Here is a 21,330-nt window from a genome sequence, read left to right on the forward strand (position 1 = left end):
CAGAATTTAATGGTATTCTGAAATACGTTCGTCATACAAGCATCTAGGCCGGCCTTGTTAAGGGTAATTACTCAATCCAGGTCATTCGGCGAGGAAACAACGCCGCCTCAAGGATCACGCCGAACCGCATCGTTCCGCATTGATACGGACGCGTCAGAGACCGAGCCGAGCTGAATTGGAATGCCGGCCAAACCCGCACCCGGCGACTGCTCATGTCGAGCTGGCGCGGCATCGACGGAGATCGGTAGATTCATACGTCGCCGGAAATGACGCGAGCAGCCCCACTGGTTCCAGCCGACCCGCCGTCCCATGCGATGGATGCGGCCCTCGAGACAGGCACGGCAGTCGGTCGGCTCCTCGTCGATGCAGGGCTTGTTGTCGTAGAGCTGATAGCGCTTGCGCACCGGACGCGGGGTAATGTTGGGCATGATGATGTTGCAGCCGTAGGCGATCCCCTGCTCGCGCCCGTCCTCGGCCAGGGCCTGGAGTGCGGTCGCTGCGGCGATATTGACGTCGCGCAGCACCAGACGGCAGACCGCCAGCATATTGAGCGCGAGCTGCAACAGCGGTCCCTGCTCCAGCATCCCCTCGTCCAGCATGTCGCCACCGCGCGAGAGGATGTACGGCCCCATGCCGAGCATGTCGACGTCCATGCGCTGATAGAAGCGGATGTCGGCGCAGAGATCGGCGAGGGTCTGACCCGGCAGCCCGATCATGCCCCCGGTACCGACCTGGAACCCGGCCGTGCGCAGGTCCTCCAGCGCCTGGATGCGCGAGGCATAGGCCTTCTCGTGGGCGAATCCGTCCGGATGGAGCCGGGCGAAGATCTCGGGATTGGTGGTCTCCATGCGCAGCAGATAGCGCATGCAATCGGCCTCGCCCGCCGCCGCGCGCCAGCGTGCGTAGGTCTCCAGCGGCTGCTCGCCGAGCGAGAGGGTGATGCTGGCCCCGTCGGGCAGCCGCTCGGACCGGGTACGGGCGCGGATCTCGCGGATGCACTCCTCGACGAAGGCGACGAAGAGTTCGTCACGCCGCTCCCCCGCCTGGAGACAGACCGAGCCATAGTTGTTCTCCGCCGCCCAGACCGCCCCCTCGACCAGCTGCTCCAGGCTCAGGTCGTAGCGCTCCAGCTCGCGGTTGTCGCGACGGATGCCGCAATAGCGGCAGTTGAGGGTGCAACGATTGGAGAATTCGAGGATGCCGCGATAGTGGACCAGATCGCCGACCAGACGGGTCGTGAGATCATAGGCCGCCCGGCGCAGACGCTCGCAGTCCTCGGGATCGGTCAGCCCCAGTAGCCGGACGATGTCGGCGTCGCTGAAGCGCTCCTGCCGCAACAGCTCATCCAGGGTCTTCATGTCGAAGCCTCCCGACAGGCGTCTTCATAGGCCGCCATGGCCGCCGGAAAGGACTGCAGCGAGCGTGTCAGCACACCCTGGAGCAGCGAGATGGCCACGCCATAGTTGGTCATGGGAACGCCCTGGCGCTCGGCCCGGTAGAGCCAGGAGAGCATGTGTTTGCGCGTCACCATGCAGGCCCCGCACTGGATGATGAGATCGTAGTGGGCGATCTCCTCGGGGAAATACTTGCCGCTGCTGAAATCGATCTGCAGATCGCCGCCGACGAACTGACGCAGCCAGCGCGGGATCTTGACCCGGCCGATATCGTCGCAGATGAGATCGTGGGTACAGGCCTCGGCGATCAGCACCCGGTCGCCCGGCTTGAGTCTGTGGATCATGGCCGCACCGGCGGTCAGCTTGATCAGGTCCGCCTTGAAGCGGGCCATGAGGATGGAGAAGGTGGTCAGGGGCACCTCGGACGGGGTGTCCGCCGCCGCCTTCATGACCACCTGCGAATCGCAGATCACCAGCGAGGGCGGCGAGCGCAGATCCTCGAACACGGCCGAGAGCTCGCGCTCCTTGACCACGGTGCAGACGGCATCCGCGTCCAGGACCTCGCGGATGACCTGGACCTGGGGCAGGATCAGCCGTCCCTTGGGGGCACCCAGATCGATGGGCACGACCAGCACCACGCTGCCTCCCGGCTGGATGAGATCGGCGACCAGCGGCGGTTCCTGCAAATAGTCCTCGGGCACCAGACGGATGATGGACTCCTTCACCGCGTCGATGTTCTGGTGCTCCAGCGCCGAGATCCGCACCAGCTCGCCGCCCTCCCCGAGCAGCTCGGCGATTCCCGCATCCGGGGCCTCGCCCAGATCGCTCTTGTTGAGCACGCAGAGGATCGGCGTCTCACGCTCGCGAAGCTGGACGATCAGCGCACGCTCCTCCTCGCCGAGACCGCGCTGATCGCAGACCAGCAGGGCCACGTCCACCCGCTCCAGCACCCCGGCGGTCTTGGCCATGCGCATCCCGCCCAGCGCGCCCTCGTCGTCGATCCCGGCGGTGTCGACGAAGACGACCGGCCCGATCGGCGGCAGCTCGAAGGCCTTCTCGACCGGATCCGTGGTGGTCCCGGCCACGTCCGAGACGATGGAGAGCGGATAGCCCAGCAGGGCGTTGATCAGACTCGACTTGCCGGCATTGCGGCGTCCGAAGATGCCGATGTGCAGACGTAGACTCTTGGGGGTGTCCAGCATGGGAGAATGACTCGGATTCAGAAAGGCGGGAACGAAATATCAGCTCGGAGCATAGGCCACCTCGACGGCAACCCGAGCCAGTCGTCAGCCACCAAACGACGCGTAGGACTCCACCGCCACCCGTTTGGTCGCCTGCGGTGCCTTGCGATGTTCCATGATGGCCGTGTGCTCTGCCTCGATGGCCTTCAAGACCGCCGCATCGAAATACTGCTCACCGCAGAACTCGCACTCCAGACAGGGCACGTCATCGATGATGAGCAGTTCGTCATTCAGCTGGTGAATATAGCGAGCGGTCTTGGCCGTCAGATGCTTGTGGCCACAAAAGGCACAATGCCGGGTCATCGGGTCAGCCTCTTTCGTAAGGGTTCTTGAAACACTCTACTCTAACGATACCCCAGCGCCGTCATTGCAGCCGGCGAGAGCAGCCGATCCAGCGTCGCCGCATCGAGCAGCCCCTGCTCCAGCACCAGATCGCGGACCCGCCGGTCGCTCGCGGCCGCCTCCTTGGCGATGCGCGAGGCGGTCTCGTAGCCGAGCGCGGGGACCAGGGCGGTGACGACGGCCCAGGAGCGCTCGACCTGTTCGCGGCAGTGTTCGGCGTCCACCTCGATGCCCTCGACGCAGCGCTCGGCCAGGATCAGGGAGGCGCGTTCCAGCACCGCCAGGCTCTCCAGCAGGGCGTTGGCCACCAGCGGCAGGAAGGCGTTGAGCTCCAGCTGACCCGACTGGCAGGCCTGGGTGATCATGGTGTCGTTGCCGATGGCGGTCATGGCCGCCTGGGCCGCGGCCTCGCAGACGACCGGGTTGACCTTGCCCGGCATGATGCTGGATCCGGCCTGGACCGGCGGCAGGCGCAGCTCGGCGATGCCGGCGCGCGGACCCGAGGCGAGCAGGCGCAGGTCGGACGAGATCTTGTAGAGATTGACCGCGTGGGCCTTGAGGATGCCCGAGACCTCGACGAAGACGTCGGCGTTCTGGGTCGCGTCCAGCAGATTCTCGGCGCGGGCGAGGTTGAGCCGGGTCTCCTCGCGCAGCCGGTCGGTGACGCGGAAGATGTAGTCGCGCGGCGCGGTCAGTCCGGTGCCGATGGCGGTCCCGCCCAGGTTGACCACCCGCAGCCGCTCCTTGCACTTGAAGACCCGCCAGCGGTCGCGGGCGAAGGCCTCGGACCAGGCGCCGAAGGCGGCGCCGACGGTCATGGGACAGGCGTCCTGGAGCTGGGTCCGGCCCATCTTGGGAATGCCCTCGAAGGCGTGCTCCCGGGCCTGGAAGGCGGACTGCAGCCGGGCGATGCCCTTCTCCAGCCGGTCCAGCGCCACGAGAGAGGCGACCTTGAGCGCGGTCGGGAAGACGTCGTTGGTCGACTGGTGCAGGTTGACCTGATGCAGCGGATGGACTCGCGCATAGGACCCGAGCGACCCGCCCAACAGCTCCTCGGCGCGGTTGGCGATCACCTCGTTGAGGTTCATGTTGAGCGAGGTGCCGGCCCCGCCCTGGAGCGCGTCGACCTGGATCCATGGGCGCAGACCGCCCGCGAGGATCTCGCGACAGGCGGCCTCGATGGCCTTCGCCTCGGCCTCCGGCAGGAATCCGAGCTCGGCGTTGGTGCGGGCGCAGGCCAGCTTCACCTGCGCCATGGCGCGGATCAGCTCGGGGCGGCAGGGCCGGCCGAGCAGATCGAAGTTGGCCAGGGCGCGAGCGGTATGGATGCCGTAATAGGCGTCGGCCGGAACCGGAAACGCGCCGAGTGCGTCCGACTCGATCCGCATGCCGGCATCCGGGTCCCCGGTCCCTCCCGCCATCTCAGCAGAAGACGTCGCGCTTGCCCGAGCGGATGCGGTCGAGGATCACGTCCGAGACGCGCCGCTCCTCGGTGCCCATCTCGGCCAGATCGCGCGCGATCGCCTGCTCGCCGGCACTGGCCGTCTCGGGCTTGGCATAATCGATCAGATACTCCATGAAGGTCCCGACCGAGTTGGGTCCGCACTTCTGCTTGATGTCCGCGCTCTTGGCCCAGTGCATGAAGTCCTCGCCGGTGCGACCGTTGCGGTAGCAGGCGGTGCAGAAGGAGGGCGTGTAGTCCAGCTCGGCCAGCTCGCGCACCACGGTGTCGAGCGGACGGTGATCGCCGAGCGAGAACTGGCTCTCGTCGAAATCATCTTCGACCTGATCGAGCTGCGCGGCATAGCCGCCCGGATTGGTGCGGCTTCCGGCCGAGATCTGGGAGACGCCCAGAGCCAGGGTCTCGCGACGCATCTCGGCGGTCTCGCGCGTCGACATGATGATGCCGGTATAGGGCACGGCCAGACGCAGGATGGCGACCAGACGTTTGAAGTCCTCGTCGGACACCGGGTTCAGGGGCGAGTTGGAGAAGTCGGACCCGTGCGCCGGCTCGATGCGCGGCACGCTGATGGTGTGACAGCCGGCGCCATAGGTGGACTCCAGATGCTCGGCATGCTTCATGAGCGCCAGCACGTCGAAGCGCCAGTCGCCCAGACCCAGCAGCGCGCCCAGACCGATATCGTCGATGCCGGCCTGCATGGCGCGGTCCGGCCCCGAGAGACGCCAGTCCATGTCGCGCTTCCGGCCGCTCAGATGCACGGCTTCATAGACGTCGCGCTGATAGGTCTCCTGGAACAGCTGATAGGTCCCGATACCGATCTCATGCAGACGGCGGAACTCATCGACCTCGAGCGGGGCCAGATTCACGTTGATGCGGCGGATCTCGCCGTTGCCGCGCCGGACCGAATAGATGGCCTCGAGCGCCTCGATCACATAGTCGAAGCCGCGCGGATAGGATTCGCCGGCCACCATGAGGATACGCTTGTGCCCCTGATCGATGAGCACCTCGGTCTCGCGCCGGATCTCCTCGATGGTGAGTGCGCGTCGCTTGAGGGTCCTGTTGTCCTTGCTGAAGGCGCAGTAGGAACAGGCGTTGCCGCAGAAGTTGGAGATATAGAGCGGGGCGAAGAGGACGATGCGCTTGCCGTAGATGGCCTCCTTGACCGCGCGTGCCGCGGCGTAGAGCTCCTCGGTCAGCTCGGGGTCCCGGACCTGGAGCAGGGCGGCGACCTCGCCGGCCGTCAACCCCTTGAGCTCGCGCGATTTGGCGAGCACCTCCCGTATCAGCGTGGCATCCTCGCGGATATGGGCATCGAGGGCGGAGCGGATCTCCCCGGCATCGAGCCAGGAGGTGTCGGTGTCCGCCCGGTGGGAGCCAGCGGGGCCTGAGCCGCCGTCAGCGCTCGCCAGAATCGTCATTGCAGGATCTCCGGGGGTCGCTAGAACAGATTAGCGGTCAGCATGTTAGATCCGTGCCACGCGCGACGACAAGAAATTTACACTATTGCCACGACGAAACACTGACTATTGAGATATCTCAATCCGCTGCTACTCACGCTTCGCAAGCCCCGAGGAACGCATGCGGATGCAGCCTGAATCGACGTCAGAACTCATCCCAATCCTCATCCGGTGCCGCCTTCGACGGCGAGGATTTCGGCACACCGCCACGCGTGGCCGAGCCACCTCGCCGCACCGGCTTCACCGCTCCGGAAGCGGGGCCGGAACGCGACGGCTGGCCGAGGCTCGCGGAGGCGGCGCCCGCTCCAACCGGCGCCGGGCGCGTTCCTTGATCCAGGGTGAAGACGTCAACGGATTTGGATAGCGAGCGTGCCTGATCCTCAAGGCTCTCGGCAGCGGCCGCAGCCTCCTCGACCAATGCCGCATTCTGCTGGGTCACCTCGTCCATCTGGGTGACGGCCTGCGAGATCTGCTCGATGCCAGTGCTCTGCTCGCGGCTGGCCGCCGAGATCTCCGACATGAGGGTCGCAACCTGGCTGAACGAATCCAGGATGGCGGTCATGGTATGCCCCGCCTCGTCAACCAGTTTTGCACCGGCATCGACCTTGGTCGCCGAACCGGCGATCAGGCCCTTGATCTCCTTCGCGGCTTGGGCGCTACGCTGAGCGAGCATGCGTACCTCGGCGGCCACCACAGCGAATCCTTTGCCCTGCTCGCCCGCCCGCGCCGCCTCTACCGCCGCGTTGAGCGCCAGCAGATTGGTCTGAAAGGCGATACTGTCGATCACGGTGATGATCTCGGAAATCTGCTGACTGGATTCCTGGATCTCGCCCATGGTCTGCACCACGCGCTCGAAGATCTCGCCACCGCGCACGGCCATCTCGTTCGAGGTCTGAGCCAAACGATTCGCCTCCAGCGCGTTCTGAGTATTCTGCTGGACCGTGGAGTTGAGCTGTTCCATGGCGCTCGCGGTTTCTTCAAGACTGCTTGCCTGGGTCTCGGTGCGGCTCGACAGGTCGACGTTCCCCGCAGCGATCTCGCCGGCCGCCATATTGATGGTATCGGCCGACTCCTTGATATTGCCGACCACCTCTTGAAGCCTCGCAACGGTGCGATTGGTGTCGTTCTTCAGCTGACCGAAGGTTCCCTCGTAGTGCGACTCGATAACCTTCGTCAGATCACCATTGGCGATCGCTTCAAGCACACGGGCGATGTCGGCGAGTCCGCTAGCCACGATCTCGACCAGTCGATTCATGCCCTCGGCGAGTTCCTCGAAGAAGCCATCCTTGCCTTCGCGCTGCAGCCGGCGCGTGAAATCGCCTTTCACGGCCGCGTCCAGGAGCGAGGCCAGTTCATGCTCCGTCGCGACCTCGTTCGTGCGATCGTTCCATTCCAGCACCGTTCCGAGACGCTCGCCCTCATCGCCGATGACCGGATTGGCGACCAGTTTGAAGACGCGGCCACCCACCGTGATTTGAGTGACATGCGTATTGCGGAGGGCCGCCAGCATGGATTTCTGATGGGCCGGGTTGCGGTGAAAGGCGTCGAAACTGCTTCCCAGCAGACCGTCGACGCTGAAATTCGGCAGATCCTTGCGTATATCCGACTCGGCCGTCCTCATCATGGCCATGACGGCTTCGTTCACGTAGACGATGGTGCCCTCGGTGTCGGAAACCATTATGTTGGTCGACGCCTTGTCGAGGGCGCGCTTGATACGTAACGTCTCGGCGGCGAGCTTGGCGTCCGATCGGGTCCGTTCGTCCAGGCTGCCCTGCATCGTCCGCAGCGACTGGAACAGCGACCCGATCTCGTCAGCACGACCGGTCGGAATCGCGTTGTCATAGTGCCCGGAACCGATACGAGAGAAGATGCTGGCCGCCTCACCGAGCGGCCGGCTGACCAGACGCCGTGTCAGCAGAAAGATCACGACCCCCAGCACGAGGACCGCGAGCAGGGCGACGGAGAAGGTGAGATTGCGCAGCATGACGCTGTCGCCGCTCAGCTCATCGTCGTACGCACCACCGGCGATGACCCACTGCCACTCGGGGAAGAAATCGTAGGCCACCACCTTGAGCCTGGGCCGCGTCTCGCCCGCATCAGTGTTGATCCAGGGATAACGGATGACGCCTCGACGTTTTTCCAGCATATCCTTGACGAAGGAATGACCATCCGCATCCTTGGATTCGAGGATATTCGTCCCTTCCTGCAACGGATGGACCACCAGGTTGCCGAGACTCGGACCGGGTCTTGCGTCGATGACGAAGAAATATCCGGTGTCGCCAACCTTGAGCGAGGTGATTTCGGATTTGACGCGCCCGAGCTGCTCCTCGATGTTCAGCGCGACGGACAGCGCCCCCACCACCTCGCCCTGCCCGTTCTCCAGCGGATGGTAGACTCTGATGTATTGCTTGCCGAACAGGGTTGCCGGACCGACGTAGTCACGACCCGCCAGCAGGCGCTCCCGCCCCGGATCGCCGGAATCGAGCCGGGTGCCGACGACGATGCGCCCCTTCCCATCCGTCAGCGTCGTCGCGATGCGCACAAAATCGTTGCCATCGCGCACGAACAGCGTGGCCACGGCATCGGTACTGGCGGTGAAATCTTCCAGATAGGCCAGATCGCGATCGAGCCGCCCCTCACTGCCATAGAGCGCTGGCACCGAAGAGCCGCCCACCAGGAGCCGCTCGTCCGGGCTCAAGACGAAAGTCGTGCCAAAGCGCGAGGAGAGGACGGACATGAGAAGCCGTGCCTCGCTACCCACGTTCGCACTCAAATTGCTCAGCATCGATTTGACCAGAGCAGCCTGCCCGGAGATCTGGTCGATCACCTTCTGCTCCATCAGACGATGATTCAGCTGCGCGATCCCGATGGCGAAGGCACCGAGAATGACGGCGATGACCACGCTGGCCGCCAGCGACAAGGTGAGCGTGACCGAACGGCCGCGAGCGAGTCTCTTGATTGGTTCCATGCTTCCCCCTGCCTCCACGAAATCGACGATAGCCCATATCCCCAAGGATTAGCGTTCGCACAACGAGCGCGACAAGTGCCTACTCGCCCCCATATTGAGGCGGAATTCGAGATCGGAATATCGAGGACCTCAAGCCCACAGACGAATGGCGAACGAGGTCGAATCGCGAGGCGCAGGCCGGATCAAGGGTCCATGTGGCCGGCGATGGCGCGGGCGATACCGCCCAAGCGCTCCTCCACCGCCACCGGGCGACGACAGAGATAAGGGATCGAGCGCTCACGCTCGTCGAACAGGCGTTCCTCGATGGCGAGCCGCGCCCGGAGATCCCTCGCCTGCTGGGCCGCCTCAGGCGCGGATTCCCGCTCAAGCTCGACCAGCGCATCGAGCGAACGGCCGATCGACTCGGCGCGTCTGGATTGGTCGCGCGAATAGCGCTCGATCCCGTCGATGAGGTGGGCACGGTCCCGATTCAGTGTCTCCAGGACTCCGGCAAACACCAGGGTTAGACGTGCATGACGTTCGGATGGATCCAATTGAGCGACGAACTCGGCAATCGCGTTCGACGCTTCGTCCGCGCTGGTCCGGCGAGCGGAGAGATGCTCGACCAGGGCGGCGACCTCCCTGTCCTCGCGCCAAGCGGCGCCCTCGATGGAGGGTCCATCCCAAAGCACGGCGGCGGAGATCTCCGGCATGAGCGCCTGGGGACAGGGCCAGTCCGCATTCTCGGCGAGGACCGGCCGGAAGGCGCAGGCCGCAATCAGAGCAGTGAAGAGCAACGAACGGATGTTCGGTCCGGGCGCGTTCATCGAATGACCTCCTGAGTACAAGAAACCAGGGTGTGAAAACCCAGAAAAACCCGGCGGTTCGTCATCCTCCTGGACGCCGCCGCAGCATGCCGCGCCCAGGGTCGTAGCCGAGCAGGGCGGCGCCGAGGAAGACCCCCAGCGCGAGCGCGACCCCGGCCAGCGACGGCCAGTCGATCCGGGCATAGAGCGCGAAGCGGATGAGTTCCACCGCCCAGGTGAAGGGGTTGAAGCGACAGATCTCGTAGAGCAGCAGGCTGGAATCGCGGATGCGCCACAGCGGATAGAGCGCCGAGGAGGCGAAGAACATGGGGAAGATGACGAAATTCATGATCCCGGCGAAGTTCTCCAGCTGGCGTATGACCGAGGAGAGGAAGAGCCCGAGCGCACCCAGCATGAGCGAGGCGAACAACAGGGCCGGAAACGCCAGCAGATAGCCGATCGGCGGCGGACGCACCTCCCAGAACCAGGCGATCGCGAGAAAAAGATAGACCTGGAGGATGGCGACCAGCGCACCCGCGATCAGCTTGCAGAACAGCAGATACCAGCGCGGAAAGGGGCTGATCATGAGCAGTCGCATACTGCCCATCTCGCGGTCGTAGACCATGGAGAGCGAGCTCTGCATCCCGCTGAACAGCAAGATCATGGCCATCAGGCCGGGGACGATGTATTCCTCGTAGAGGATGTAGGTCTCGTAGGGCGGGATGATGGACACCCCGAGGATGGAGCGGAACCCGGCGGCGAAGATGAAGAGCCAGACCAGGGGGCGCACCAGGGCGCCGAAGAAACGCTCGCGCTGGTGCAGGAAACGCAGCGCCTCGCGCACCAGGATACCGAGCAGACAGCGCAGATAGGCGCGCGCGCTCATGCCGCCTCCCGTTCGCCGGTGAGCCGGGCGAACGCCTCCCGGACATCCTCGGCGCCGGCGGCCTCCAGCATCCCCCGAGCCGTCCCGCGATAGAGGAGCCGTCCCCGGTGCAGCAGCAGCACGCTGTCCTCGGGCTGCACCTCGTCGACTAGATGGGTCGCCCAGAGCACGCCGACGCCCTGGAGACGACAGGTCTCGCGGACCTGTTCGATGATCGCCTGACGGCTTCGGACGTCGAGCCCCACGGTCGGCTCGTCGGCCAGCAGCAGCCGGGGGCCATGCAGCAGGGCGCGCGCCAGTTCGAGCCGACGGCGCTGACCGCCGCTGAGCTGACGCACCTTGTCGCCAGCGCGCTCGGCCAGTCCGGCCCCGGCGAGCGCCTCGCGGATACGCGGTCCCATCAGCCCGGGATCCAGCCCGTACAACGCGCAGTGATAGAGCAGGTTCTGCCGCAGACTCAGATCCAAATCCAGCGTCGGCTGCTGGAAGACCACGCCGAGATCGGCCAGCGCCCGATGTCCATCGCGGGCCAGATCCTGACCCAGGATGCGGATGCACCCGGCACAGCACAGAAAGAGCCGGGTGATGAGCGAGAAGAGGGTCGTCTTCCCTGCCCCATTGATTCCGAGCAGAACGCAGAAGACGCCGGCCGGCACCTGGAAACTGATGTCATCCAGGACCGGACGGCGCGGATAGGCGAAGCTAACCCCGCTCACCTCCAGTGCAGGAACATCCGGGTCGCTCATGGCCCGACCACAACACCCCAGGGCAGGCGCCCGACCGGAACGCTCTTGAGCACCTTGAGCCGTTCCAGATCGACCACCGACATGTCATTGCTCACCCCGTTGGTCGTGAACATGCGCGACTGATCGGGCGCGAAGGCGAGGTTCCAGACTCGCTGGCCGACCAGCAGATATTTCTCCACCTCGAAGGTCTTGGTATCGACGACCGCGACCCGCGCGGCCGGTCCGAGCGCGATGAAGGCGCGGCTCCCGTCGTCGGTGATGCGGATACCGACCGGCTGGATCAGCTCCTTGCGCATGCCGGGGATGGCGAACGTGATGACATGGATCTTCTCGCGCTTGGCCACGTCGATCACGCTCACCGTCCCGCCGATCTCGGAGGAGACCCACACCTGGCGACTGTCGGGGGTGAACTGGGCGACACGCGGGCGCTGATCGACCAGGACGTTGCCGACCACCTCATGCGTGGAGAGGTCGATGAAATGGGCCATGTTGGTCGTCTCGGAGGTGTTCACCAGCCACTTGCCGTCCGGACTCACCCCCATCCCCTCGGGCTCGACGCCGACCTGGATCTCGATCACCTTGGTCCGCTTCTCGACGTCGACCACCGTAACCATGTTGTCGTCCTCGTTGGCGACATAGAGGAATCGGCCCTGAGGTCCCAACGCCAGCAGCTCGGGATCCGGTCCCGACGGCAACGTGTGGTCGACCTTCAGGCTCTTGAGATCCAGCACCTCGATGTGATCCTCGTCACTGGTGCAGACATAGAGCGATTCGCCGTCCTTGCTCAGGGCGATCCCGCGCGGACGCTGCCCCACCGGCACGGTCTGGCGCACATCGAGCGTCTCGCCATCGACCACCGTGATGCTGTTGTCCTTCTCGCTCGACACATAAACGCTGTAGGCCTGTGCCCCCAATGGCGACAGCAGACAAACGCCGAGCATGACCGTTCGCAGATGATGCATGGTGCTCTCCTGATAGGGATGGTGGAAATTCGAGGGACGGTTCGGACTCAACGGATCGAGCACTCGGTCTCGGGCCGGTCGTAGCCCAATGTGTCGAGGGTCGAGAACTGGTGAAGAAAGCCTTCCTGGGGCGAGACCGAGACCAGGGTTCGCGGCGAGACGACGAGGATCGGCTGGCGCATCTGACCGTTCCAATCGCGGAAGGACAGAGGAACGCCCTTGAAGGCCGCGAGCTTGAAATCCGGCCCCAGCACATACTGACGCAGCCGCGACGCCTCACCCGACTGGGTGCGGGTGGCGGCCTCGCCGATACTGCGTACGGCCAGCCAGGCGGCATAGTCTCTCGGCGTCATGAAGCGTCCGGTCCGTTCGAGGAACCGACGCTGAAACTGAGTCGCACCCCATTGCTCCATGACGCCGCTCCAGGCCGTCGCCACCAACCCCTGTGTGCCGCCGATGGGCCTGGGTCGATAGGTGCGGTAGTCGAGATAGGCCCCGAAGGCATCCGCCTCATCGGCGACCAGCAGGATGTCGTAGTCCTCGACCTGGGTGAAGGAGTTGGCGAGCTGCTGCTCGTTGAAATGTCCCGAATCGGTCCGCGAGGCCCCCGCCTTGAAGGTCCAGGGCTTCTGGACGACGATCTTGGCGCCGAAACGCTTGGCGGCACGCTCGATCGCAGCGCCGAACGCCCGGTCCTCGGGGAGGGGACCGACCACCAGGAACCAGCGCATCCAGCGTTTCCAGGCCAGATACTGGGTCAGTGCGTCGGCGAGCATCGCACGGCTCGGCACCGTATGCAGCAGGTTGGAGCGACACCCCTGGATGCGCAGGTCGTCGTCCATGGCCCCAATGTTGAACAGGAGCGCATCGCCGGCCTCCGGCAGGTCGGCCAGCGCCAGGAGATCGGCCTCCGGCAGGTCGACCAGAAAGAGCCGCACGCCCCGCTGGATCAGGTCGCGCAGCACATCGCTCGGCGACTGATCGGGGGCCAACGTCACCGGCAACAGATCGAAGGACTGACCGGTGAATCGCCCGGTGGTGTTGTTATCGAGGATCCCCTGACGCGCACCCTCCACCCCCTCGTCCTCGATACGCGGTTCGAGCGACGAGAGCGGAATGTACTCGGCGCGTTCCGCGCTGATGAGCCCGATGGGGATGCGGAGAGGCTCGGCTTGTACGAAGCCGATCGACAGAAGCAGAGAGAGCAGGACAAGGATCCGAATCCAATCGGACGAACGTGACATGGCGGGATTCATGGCCAGGGTCAGACTCCTAGGTGTTGGATGCACCGAGAACCATGCCGACCTCGATCGCGGGGCATGGCTTCCATTCCAAAACGACGAGCGCCTGATCCTAGGCAATATCCGCGCCTAAAAAGCCAGCGTAGCCGCCGTTTCTCCACGTGGCTCACACACCAAGCTCGATATGGCAATTGCGAAGCTTTATCGACAACAGCGCGTGATGAACATCTGTCGCACCCAGCCGCGTTCCTCCCGGCCAGGAACGAAGACCCAAGTGACGCACAACGTGTCAGTTCTGACACGCCGATCGAGACGTCCCCTTCAAGACGTACCGCCCGATCGCGCGACATGTACCGAGCGAAACGCGCGATCCGGCCTTCAGCCAGACCTGACGATGAAAGGCACGTGATTTGCTGTCGAGCCAGAGGCTTCGATGTCCCCAGCCCGAAGAGGTCTGGCGAAGGGGCCATTCCCAAATGACGCCGGCGCGACCGACCGCTGGATCGCGATCCGGAAGATGCCATCGAGCGAGGTTCCATGCATCCGAGACTGACCGCACTCATCCTCACCGCCGTCGTCACCGGCTGGGCCGGCACCTCGGCCGCCACCGAGACCGGCGCCGCCGCGCCCCAGACCGAAAACGGTCGAGCGGCCTACCCCACCCAGGCGATCGCCGACTATGTGATCGGCTGCATGCTGTCCAATGGCGCATCGGCGGACACACTGCAGAAATGCTCCTGCAGCTTCGATCTGATCGTCTCCGAGATCCCCTTCGCCGAATACGAGAAGGCCGAAACGCTGATGCGCATGCAGCAGGTTCCGGGGGGAGGACGAGCGGGTGCCTTCAGGGACTCGGCCTGGGCCAAATCGACGATCGAACGATTCAAAGAGGTCCAGGCCGAATCCACGCTACGCTGTTTTTAGGCCAGCCGGACCCACAACAACAGATAAAGAGATACCGAGGAGTCGACGATGGATGAGACACGCACCAAGATTCTGGGCCGCGCCCTACTGACCGCCGGTCTGGTGATCGGACCAATCACCGCATCCCTGGCCGCAGACGGCGCGGAACTCTACCGGGCCAAGATCTGCCACACCTGTCACGGCGAGCGTCCGAACGAACCTGTTCTGCCCGCCTACCCCAAACTCTCCGGCCAGAACGCCGGTTATCTGTTGCAGCAGATGAAGGACATCCGCGACGGAAACCGAACCAACGGCCTCTCGGTCGCCATGAGAGCCGTCGTCGGCAGCGTCACCGACGAGGAATTCCAGGTTATTGCGAACTGGCTGGCGACCCAATAATCGGCCGTACCGCCAGCCAGACGACGACCGGGTGTCAGCGCCCGATCCGCCGCTCAGGTGCTGAAGCCCGAGACCCGGGTGTTGAGCGCACCGACGTGCTGGCGCAGTCCGTTGGCAGTCTCGTTGATCCGGGCACTGCCCTCGCTGCTCTCCGCAGTGACCCGGTGGATGGCCCGGATGTGGTCGTTGACCTGCTCGGAGAGCGCATACTGCTGCTCGACCGCCTCGACGATCTGACCGTTCACCTCCGCGATCGAGGCGACCGCCTCGACGACAGCGCCCAGTGAGCGCATGGTGTCCTGGGCCTGCTCCGCGCTCTGGCCGGCCTCCACCACGCCGCGACGCAACAGATCGGTCGTGCGCTGACTCTCGGTCTGCAGCCGATCGATCCGCGCCTGGATGTCCTCGGTGGCAAGCCGCGTCTTGTTCGCAAGTTGACGGATCTCGGTCGAGACTACGGCGAAGCCGCGCCCGTGCTCCCCTGCACGCGCCGCCTCGATCGCCGCATTGAGCGCGAGCAGATTGGTCTGCTCGGCGATCTCTCGGATCAGGTGCACGATCTCGCCGATCGAGCGGCTCTGCTCGGAGAGTTCGCTAGCAAGGCCCGAGGCACCATCGAGCTCGCAGGCGAGACCGGCCACCAGTGCGTTGAGCCGCTCGATCTGACCGTTGCCGGTGATCACCTGGCGCTGCGCCTGCTGTCCCGACTCCACCCCCTGCTTGGCGCTCGCCAGCGTGAGCCCCGCGTGCCCCAGCATCTGCTCGACGAAGCGTGCGGCCTTGTCCGCATCCTGGCGCTGACTGCTAGCCCCGGCCTCGGCCTGCTGGGCCAGGGCGGCGAGCCGATCGCTGTCGGCCTGCACCCGCGTCGCGACCTCGGTCATCAAGCGAATGCTGTCCTGGAACTTGTCGAGCATCTGGTTGAAGGCGCGGGCGGTCTCGCCGGCCTCGGTCGCATGCTCGACCGGGGCGCGCAACGACAGATCCCCACTCTCGACGATCCGATTCATGGTGCGCATGGTGTCGAGCCAGACGGTGCGTGCACCATGTTCGACCACGTTGAGCCCCTCCTCCTCTTCCTCGGGCGACACACGCAGGTCATGGAATAGACGTAGCCCCAGGAACACCAACAAGCCGGAGCCGAAGGCCCACACGAAGATGCTGACCACGCCCACCAGCTGCACCCAAAGCTGGGACAGGTGTCCTCCGGTCGAGAGAGACTCCGGGGCCGCGAACAGGGCCAGCGAGAGCGTGCCCCACACACCACCGAAGCCATGGACCGCAATCGCCCCCACCGGATCGTCGATCTTGAAGCCGTGGAGCAGAACGGCCTCCGCGCCGAACACCAGCAGCCCGCCGACCATCCCGATCCAGAGCGCGTTCCCAGGCTCGACGACGGCACAGCCTGCGGTGATCGCGACCAGACCACCGAGTGTCCCGTTGAGCACCTTGCCGACCGGCACCTGACCATGGTCGAGCACCAGCGCGAGCAGGAGACTCGCCAAGCCGCCAGCGGAGGCCGACAGCACGGTATTGAGGATGATCTTGGGGACTGAGCTATCGGCTGCCAGCGCACTACCGCCATTGAAACCGAACCAGCCCAGCCAGAGGAGAAAGACGCCCAGGGTCGCCAGCAGCAGATTGTGGCCGGGGATCTCCTGCGCCCTGCCGTGCTCGTCGAAGCGTCCCCGTCGCGGCCCCAGGACCAGCACCCCGGCAAGCGCGATCCAGCCGCCCACCGAATGCACCACGGTGGAGCCGGCGAAGTCCATGAACCCCATCGTACCCAGCCAGCCCGATGCTGTATCCGAGAAGGCATTGCCCCAGGCCCAATGGCCCGAGACCGGATAGATGAAGGCGCTGATCATCGCCGAGATGATGAGATAGGCGTTGAACTTCATGCGTTCGGCGACCGCCCCGGCGACGATGGTCGCCGCCGTACCCACGAAGGTGGCCTGGAACAGGAAGAAGGCGTAGTCGCTCGGCCCCGAGAGCAGCGACCCATTGAAGCCCCCCAGACCGATCCAGCCGTTCTGGCTGGAGCCAAACATCAGCGCGAAGCCGATCAGCCAATAGAGGATGACCGCCACCAGGAAGTCGCTGATGTTCTTGATCGCGACGTTGTAACTGTTCTTCGCCCGGACCAGGCCGGACTCCAGTGCAGTGAAGCCCGCTTGCATCAGAAACACCAAACCGGCGGAGACCAGGACCCAGATCAGGTCGAGTCTTGCGCTAACGCTATCCAGCGTGAGGGGTGATGCATGCACGGGGAGAGAGAAGAGGACCAACAGCAGAGCGATACCAACGAACATGAAAGACTCGGGCCACGACGCAATGTCTAGAAACGGGCCGGCAAGTTTATCAGTCTCGTGCAGCCGAAATTGCATAGCCGATTGCACATTGGGATCGAATGCGAGCCTCGCCGTTCAACACCAGCCCATGCCGCCACACAATCGGCCGACCCGAGCGGGCATCGACACGCATGCCCACAGCCACGGAGCTGCTCAGTGGGACGGTTCGACCGAGTGCGGCACCTTCAGCTGGGCGATCGCCTCGACGACGATCCCTTCGAGCCCTTCCCCGCCAGTGCTCTCGACGTGAGCAATGATCTGCGCGCGCATTCGCGGGTCCCAGAATCGCTCGAAATGACTGGCGATCTCGTCGCGACCCAGCTGGCGATCGGGCCAGGCCGCAAAGAAATTGCCGATCTGATTCGCCATCTTGACTAGATTTTGGATGTCCACGGTTACCTCCGAATGGGGAGCGGTTTCAGCTCAGGATGGGTTCCGGGTGGGTGTAGACCAGCATCCGTTCGCCGCGAGCGAAGCCCACCAGCGTCATGCCCACCTCACCCGCCAAGCGCACCGCCGCACCGGTCGGGGCGGAGACGGCGACCAACAGACCGATCCCCGCGCTCATGGTCTTCTGGACCATCTCGAAACTCGCCCGGCTGGTGCAGATGACGAACCCCTCGTGGGGTCTGAAGCCGCGCCGATGGAGCGCGCCGATGAGCTTGTCGAGCGCGTTGTGCCGGCCCACGTCCTCGCGCACCAGATCGACCCGCCCGCCGACATCGACCCAAGCCGCAGCATGGCCGCCGCCGGTGGCTCGAAAAAGGGACTGATGGGACGGCAGATCGGCAAGCGCGCGCACGATGGCGCCAGGCTCCAGCGGGCAAACGGACGACACCCGTCGCACCGGCTGAGCGACCGCCTTGAGGCTCTCGACACCACAGAGTCCGCAGCCGGTCTTGCCGGACAGGGTCCGGCGACGCTCCTTGAGTTCGGCGAAGCGCCAGCCGGAGATGGAGAGCCGGATCTCGATCCCCTCATCTCCAACCTGGACCGGGTCGCAGTCCAGCATCTCATCGGCCGAACGCAGGATGCCCTCGGTCAGACTGAAACCGAGCGCGAAGTCGATGAGGTCGGTCGGTGTCGCCAGCATCACGGCATGCGAGACGCAGTTGTAGACCAGGGCGATCGGGGTCTCCTCGATCACCCGATCGGCGCGTACCGAGACCTGGCCACCATCGAACTGCCGAACCTCGACCTCGCACCGATCGGGCCAGTGCTCGATCGGCTCGCGATCCTCGGGAGGCTGTGGCACGTGACATTCCATGAAAAAGGTTCTCGTTTGTTTGAAGCAATTCCGGTCTAGACCGCCTCGCGCTTGCGCTTGCGCGGCAGCAGATCCAGCTGCGCCTTGGTGAACCGACGATAGCGCTCCTGCCACTCGGATGGCTGATCGACCTTCACCGCCTGTACCGCCGTCACCTTGTACTCGGGGCAGTTGGTCGCCCAGTCCGAATTGTCGGTGGTGATGACGTTGGCGCCGGACTCCGGGAAGTGGAAGGTGGTATAGACCACCCCCGGTTGCACCCGCTCGGTGATGGTCGCGCGCAGCACCGTCTCGCCGGCGCGGCTGCTGACGCCGACCCAATCGCCCTCGCCGATACCGCGCTCCTCGGCGTCGTGCGGATGGAGTTCGATGCGATCCTCGCCGTGCCACTCGACGTTGGGCGTGCGTCGGGTCTGGGCGCCGACGTTGTACTGACTGAGGATGCGCCCGGTGGTCAGCAACAGCGGGAAACGCTGGTTGACCCGCTCGTCGGTCGGAATGTAGCGCGTCACCATGAACCGGCCCTTGCCGCGCACGAAGGCGTCGACGTGCATGATGGGCGTGCCGCCCGGCTGCGTCTCGTTACAGGGCCACTGGATGCTGCCGAGGGCATCGATGCGCGCGTAGCTCACGCCGTGGAAGGTCGGCGTCAGACGCGCGATCTCGTCCATGATCTCGGAGGGATGGCCGTACTCCATCGGATAACCAAGTGCGTTCGCCAGCGCCACCGTCACCTCCCAGTCCGCCTTGCCGCCGAGCGGGGGCATCACCTTGCGCACCATGGAGATGCGTCGCTCGGCATTGGTGAAGGTGCCGTCCTTCTCCAGGAAGCTGGAGCCGGGCAGGAAGACGTGCGCGAACTTGGCGGTCTCGTTGAGGAAGATGTCCTGCACCACCAGACATTCCATGGCCGAAAGCGCGGCCTGTACGTGCTGGGTGTTGGGGTCGGACTGGACGATGTCCTCGCCCTCGCAATAGAGCCCCTTGAAGCTGCCGTCGAGCGCGGCCTCGAACATGTTGGGGATGCGAAGACCCGGCTCGGGGTCGAGTTGAACGCCCCATTCGCCCTCGAACAGCGCCCGTGTCGCGGCGTCCGAGACATGGCGGTAACCGGGCAGCTCGTGCGGAAAGGAACCCATGTCGCAGGAGCCCTGGACGTTGTTCTGACCGCGCAGCGGATTCACCCCGACACCCAGCCGACCGATGTTTCCGGTCGCCATCGCCAGGTTGGCGATACCCATGACGGCGGTCGAACCTTGGCTGTGCTCGGTGACGCCGAGCCCGTAATAGATGGCCGCGTTTCCCGCCTCGGCGAACAGTCGCGCCGCACCGCGCACCTGCTCGGCCGGCACGCCGATGGTCGCCTCCAGTGCCTCGGGCGCGTTCTCCGGCAAGGCCACGAAATCGCGCCAGGCGGCGAAGGAGTCGACCTCGCAGCGCGAAGCGACGAAGTCCTCGTCGACCAATCCCTCGGTCACCACCACGTGCGCCAGGGCGTCCAGAATGGCGACATTGGTTCCCGGCAGCAGCTTGAGGTGGTAGTCGGCCTGGATGTGCGGGCTCTTCACCAGATCGATGCCGCGCGGATCGACCACGATCAGCCGCGCGCCCTCGCGCAGACGCCGCTTGAGCTGGGACGCAAAGACCGGGTGTCCGTCGGTCGGGTTGGCACCGATGACCATGACGACATCGGCGGCGAGCACCGAATCGAAGGTCTGGGTCCCGGCCGACTCGCCCAGGGTCTGCTTGAGTCCGTACCCGGTCGGCGAGTGACAGACCCGCGCGCAGGTATCGACGTTGTTGTTGCCGAAAGCGGCGCGCACCAGCTTCTGGACCAGATAGGTCTCCTCGTTGGTACAGCGCGAGGAGGTGATGCCGCCGACCGCGCCGCGCCCGTATTTGGCCTGGATGCGCTTGAATTCGGAGGCGGCGTAACTCAGCGCCTCCTCCCAGCTCACCGGCTGCCAGGGATCCTGGATGCTCTTGCGGATCATGGGCGTGGTGATGCGGTCCGGGTGGGTCGCATAGCCCCAGGCGAAGCGGCCCTTGACGCAGGAATGACCGTGATTGGCCTGACCGTTCTTCCAGGGCACCATGCGCACCACCTGGTTGCCCTTGACCTCGGCCTTGAAGCCGCAGCCGACGCCGCAATAGGCGCAGGTGGTGACGACCGACTGTTCCGCCTGGCCCATCTCGATGACAGATTTCTCCATCAGGGTCGCGGTCGGGCATGCCTGGACGCAAGCCCCGCAGGAGACGCACTCGGAGGTCATGAAGGGCTCGTCCTGACCGGCCGCGACACGGGACTCGAAACCGCGACCCGAGATGGTCAAGGCGAAGGTCCCCTGCACCTCCTCGCAGGCGCGCACGCAGCGGCTGCAGACGATGCACTTGGCGGCATCGAAGGTGAAATAGGGATTGGAGGTGTCCTTGGGACGCGCCGACTCGGCATCGAAGTGATTCTCGCCCTGCATGCCATAGCGCACCTCGCGCAGACCCACGACGCCGGCCATATCCTGCAACTCGCAGTTGCCGTTAGCCGCGCAAGTCAGACAGTCGAGCGGATGGTCCGAGATATAGAGCTCCATGATGTTGCGGCGCAGCTCCATCAGCTCGGGAGACTGGGTGCGCACCTCCATGCCGGCCTCGGCCAGCGTGGTGCAGGAGGCCGGATAGCCGCGCCGTCCCTCGATCTCGACCAGGCACAAGCGGCAGGAGCCGAAGGGCTCGATGCTGTCGGTCGCACAGAGCTTGGGAATACGGATTCCGTGCTCCTCCGCCGCGCGCATGACCGAGGTGCCCTCGGGCACCGAAACCGGCAGGCCGTCGATGTTGAGGTCGATCCAATGCTCGCTGATGCGGGCCGGGGTTCCGTAGTCGTGGTCACGATGCAGGGACATGGGTCTTACTCCAGCGAGCCGAGCCC

Annotated in this window: 17 protein-coding genes; 2 read left to right on the forward strand and 15 right to left on the reverse strand. The window is 64.9% G+C overall.

Annotated features, from left to right (window positions below):
• Positions 1–107: 107 nt before the first annotated feature.
• From hydE to ACFSJC_RS18700, 11 genes are all read right to left on the reverse strand, one after another.
• The gene (gene hydE, locus ACFSJC_RS18650; RefSeq protein WP_386028706.1) at positions 108–1,358 is read right to left on the reverse strand and encodes a [FeFe] hydrogenase H-cluster radical SAM maturase HydE; all 1,251 of its coding nucleotides are present in this window, start codon (positions 1,356–1,358) and stop codon (positions 108–110) included.
• Positions 1,355–2,596, reverse strand: a complete 1,242-nt coding sequence (gene hydF, locus ACFSJC_RS18655; RefSeq protein WP_386028707.1) for a [FeFe] hydrogenase H-cluster maturation GTPase HydF — start codon at positions 2,594–2,596, stop codon at positions 1,355–1,357. The genes hydE and hydF overlap by 4 nt, the downstream gene beginning before the upstream one ends.
• Before the next feature lie 84 nt (positions 2,597–2,680).
• On the reverse strand, positions 2,681–2,938 hold the full coding sequence (locus ACFSJC_RS18660) for a YgiT-type zinc finger protein (protein WP_386028708.1): 258 nt from the start codon (positions 2,936–2,938) through the stop codon (positions 2,681–2,683).
• Between the two features lie 41 nt (positions 2,939–2,979).
• Positions 2,980–4,365: an aspartate ammonia-lyase gene (locus ACFSJC_RS18665; RefSeq protein WP_386028709.1), complete on the reverse strand. Its 1,386-nt coding sequence runs from the start codon at positions 4,363–4,365 to the stop codon at positions 2,980–2,982.
• 34 nt (positions 4,366–4,399) lie between these two features.
• Complete coding sequence (gene hydG / locus ACFSJC_RS18670; protein WP_386028710.1) at positions 4,400–5,857, reverse strand: [FeFe] hydrogenase H-cluster radical SAM maturase HydG; 1,458 nt, start codon at positions 5,855–5,857, stop codon at positions 4,400–4,402.
• Positions 5,858–6,041: 184 nt separating this feature from the next.
• Positions 6,042–8,864 (reverse strand): Cache 3/Cache 2 fusion domain-containing protein, encoded by a 2,823-nt coding sequence (locus ACFSJC_RS18675; protein WP_386028711.1) that lies wholly within the window; start codon positions 8,862–8,864, stop codon positions 6,042–6,044.
• Positions 8,865–9,046: 182 nt separating this feature from the next.
• Complete coding sequence (locus tag ACFSJC_RS18680; protein WP_386028712.1) at positions 9,047–9,670, reverse strand: BRCT domain-containing protein; 624 nt, start codon at positions 9,668–9,670, stop codon at positions 9,047–9,049.
• A 61-nt stretch (positions 9,671–9,731) separates the two neighbouring features.
• Positions 9,732–10,535, reverse strand: coding sequence for an ABC transporter permease (locus ACFSJC_RS18685; RefSeq protein ID WP_386028713.1), 804 nt, complete (start codon positions 10,533–10,535; stop codon positions 9,732–9,734).
• On the reverse strand, positions 10,532–11,281 hold the full coding sequence (locus tag ACFSJC_RS18690; protein WP_386028714.1) for an ABC transporter ATP-binding protein: 750 nt from the start codon (positions 11,279–11,281) through the stop codon (positions 10,532–10,534). Before ACFSJC_RS18690 ends, ACFSJC_RS18685 begins: the two co-directional genes overlap by 4 nt.
• Positions 11,278–12,243: a YVTN family beta-propeller repeat protein gene (locus ACFSJC_RS18695; protein WP_386028715.1), complete on the reverse strand. Its 966-nt coding sequence runs from the start codon at positions 12,241–12,243 to the stop codon at positions 11,278–11,280. The genes ACFSJC_RS18690 and ACFSJC_RS18695 overlap by 4 nt, the downstream gene beginning before the upstream one ends.
• Positions 12,244–12,290: 47 nt before the next feature.
• Complete coding sequence (locus ACFSJC_RS18700) at positions 12,291–13,487, reverse strand: ABC transporter substrate-binding protein (RefSeq protein ID WP_386028716.1); 1,197 nt, start codon at positions 13,485–13,487, stop codon at positions 12,291–12,293.
• A gap of 534 nt (positions 13,488–14,021) precedes the next feature.
• Here ACFSJC_RS18700 and ACFSJC_RS18705 point away from each other — a divergent pair.
• Positions 14,022–14,408 carry a hypothetical protein gene (locus ACFSJC_RS18705; protein WP_386028717.1) on the forward strand — a complete coding sequence of 129 codons (387 nt, stop codon included), beginning with the start codon at positions 14,022–14,024 and terminating at the stop codon, positions 14,406–14,408.
• Between the two features lie 48 nt (positions 14,409–14,456).
• Positions 14,457–14,786, forward strand: a complete 330-nt coding sequence (locus ACFSJC_RS18710) for a c-type cytochrome (protein ID WP_386028718.1) — start codon at positions 14,457–14,459, stop codon at positions 14,784–14,786.
• 53 nt (positions 14,787–14,839) lie between these two features.
• Here the strand turns inward: ACFSJC_RS18710 and amt are convergent, their stop codons facing one another.
• The 4 genes from amt to fdhF form a co-directional block, all read right to left on the reverse strand.
• Positions 14,840–17,098 carry an ammonium transporter gene (gene amt, locus ACFSJC_RS18715; RefSeq protein ID WP_386028719.1) on the reverse strand — a complete coding sequence of 753 codons (2,259 nt, stop codon included), beginning with the start codon at positions 17,096–17,098 and terminating at the stop codon, positions 14,840–14,842.
• Between the two features lie 192 nt (positions 17,099–17,290).
• Positions 17,291–17,530, reverse strand: coding sequence for a formate dehydrogenase subunit delta (locus ACFSJC_RS18720; RefSeq protein WP_386028720.1), 240 nt, complete (start codon positions 17,528–17,530; stop codon positions 17,291–17,293).
• Positions 17,531–17,555: 25 nt separating this feature from the next.
• Positions 17,556–18,404 (reverse strand): formate dehydrogenase accessory sulfurtransferase FdhD, encoded by an 849-nt coding sequence (fdhD, locus tag ACFSJC_RS18725; RefSeq protein ID WP_386028721.1) that lies wholly within the window; start codon positions 18,402–18,404, stop codon positions 17,556–17,558.
• A 35-nt stretch (positions 18,405–18,439) separates the two neighbouring features.
• Positions 18,440–21,304, reverse strand: a complete 2,865-nt coding sequence (gene fdhF / locus ACFSJC_RS18730; RefSeq protein WP_386028722.1) for a formate dehydrogenase subunit alpha — start codon at positions 21,302–21,304, stop codon at positions 18,440–18,442.
• Positions 21,305–21,330 lie beyond the last annotated feature (26 nt).

The sequence above is a fragment of the Thiorhodococcus fuscus genome, assembly GCF_042682685.1.
Classification (GTDB): domain Bacteria; phylum Pseudomonadota; class Gammaproteobacteria; order Chromatiales; family Chromatiaceae; genus Imhoffiella; species Imhoffiella fuscus.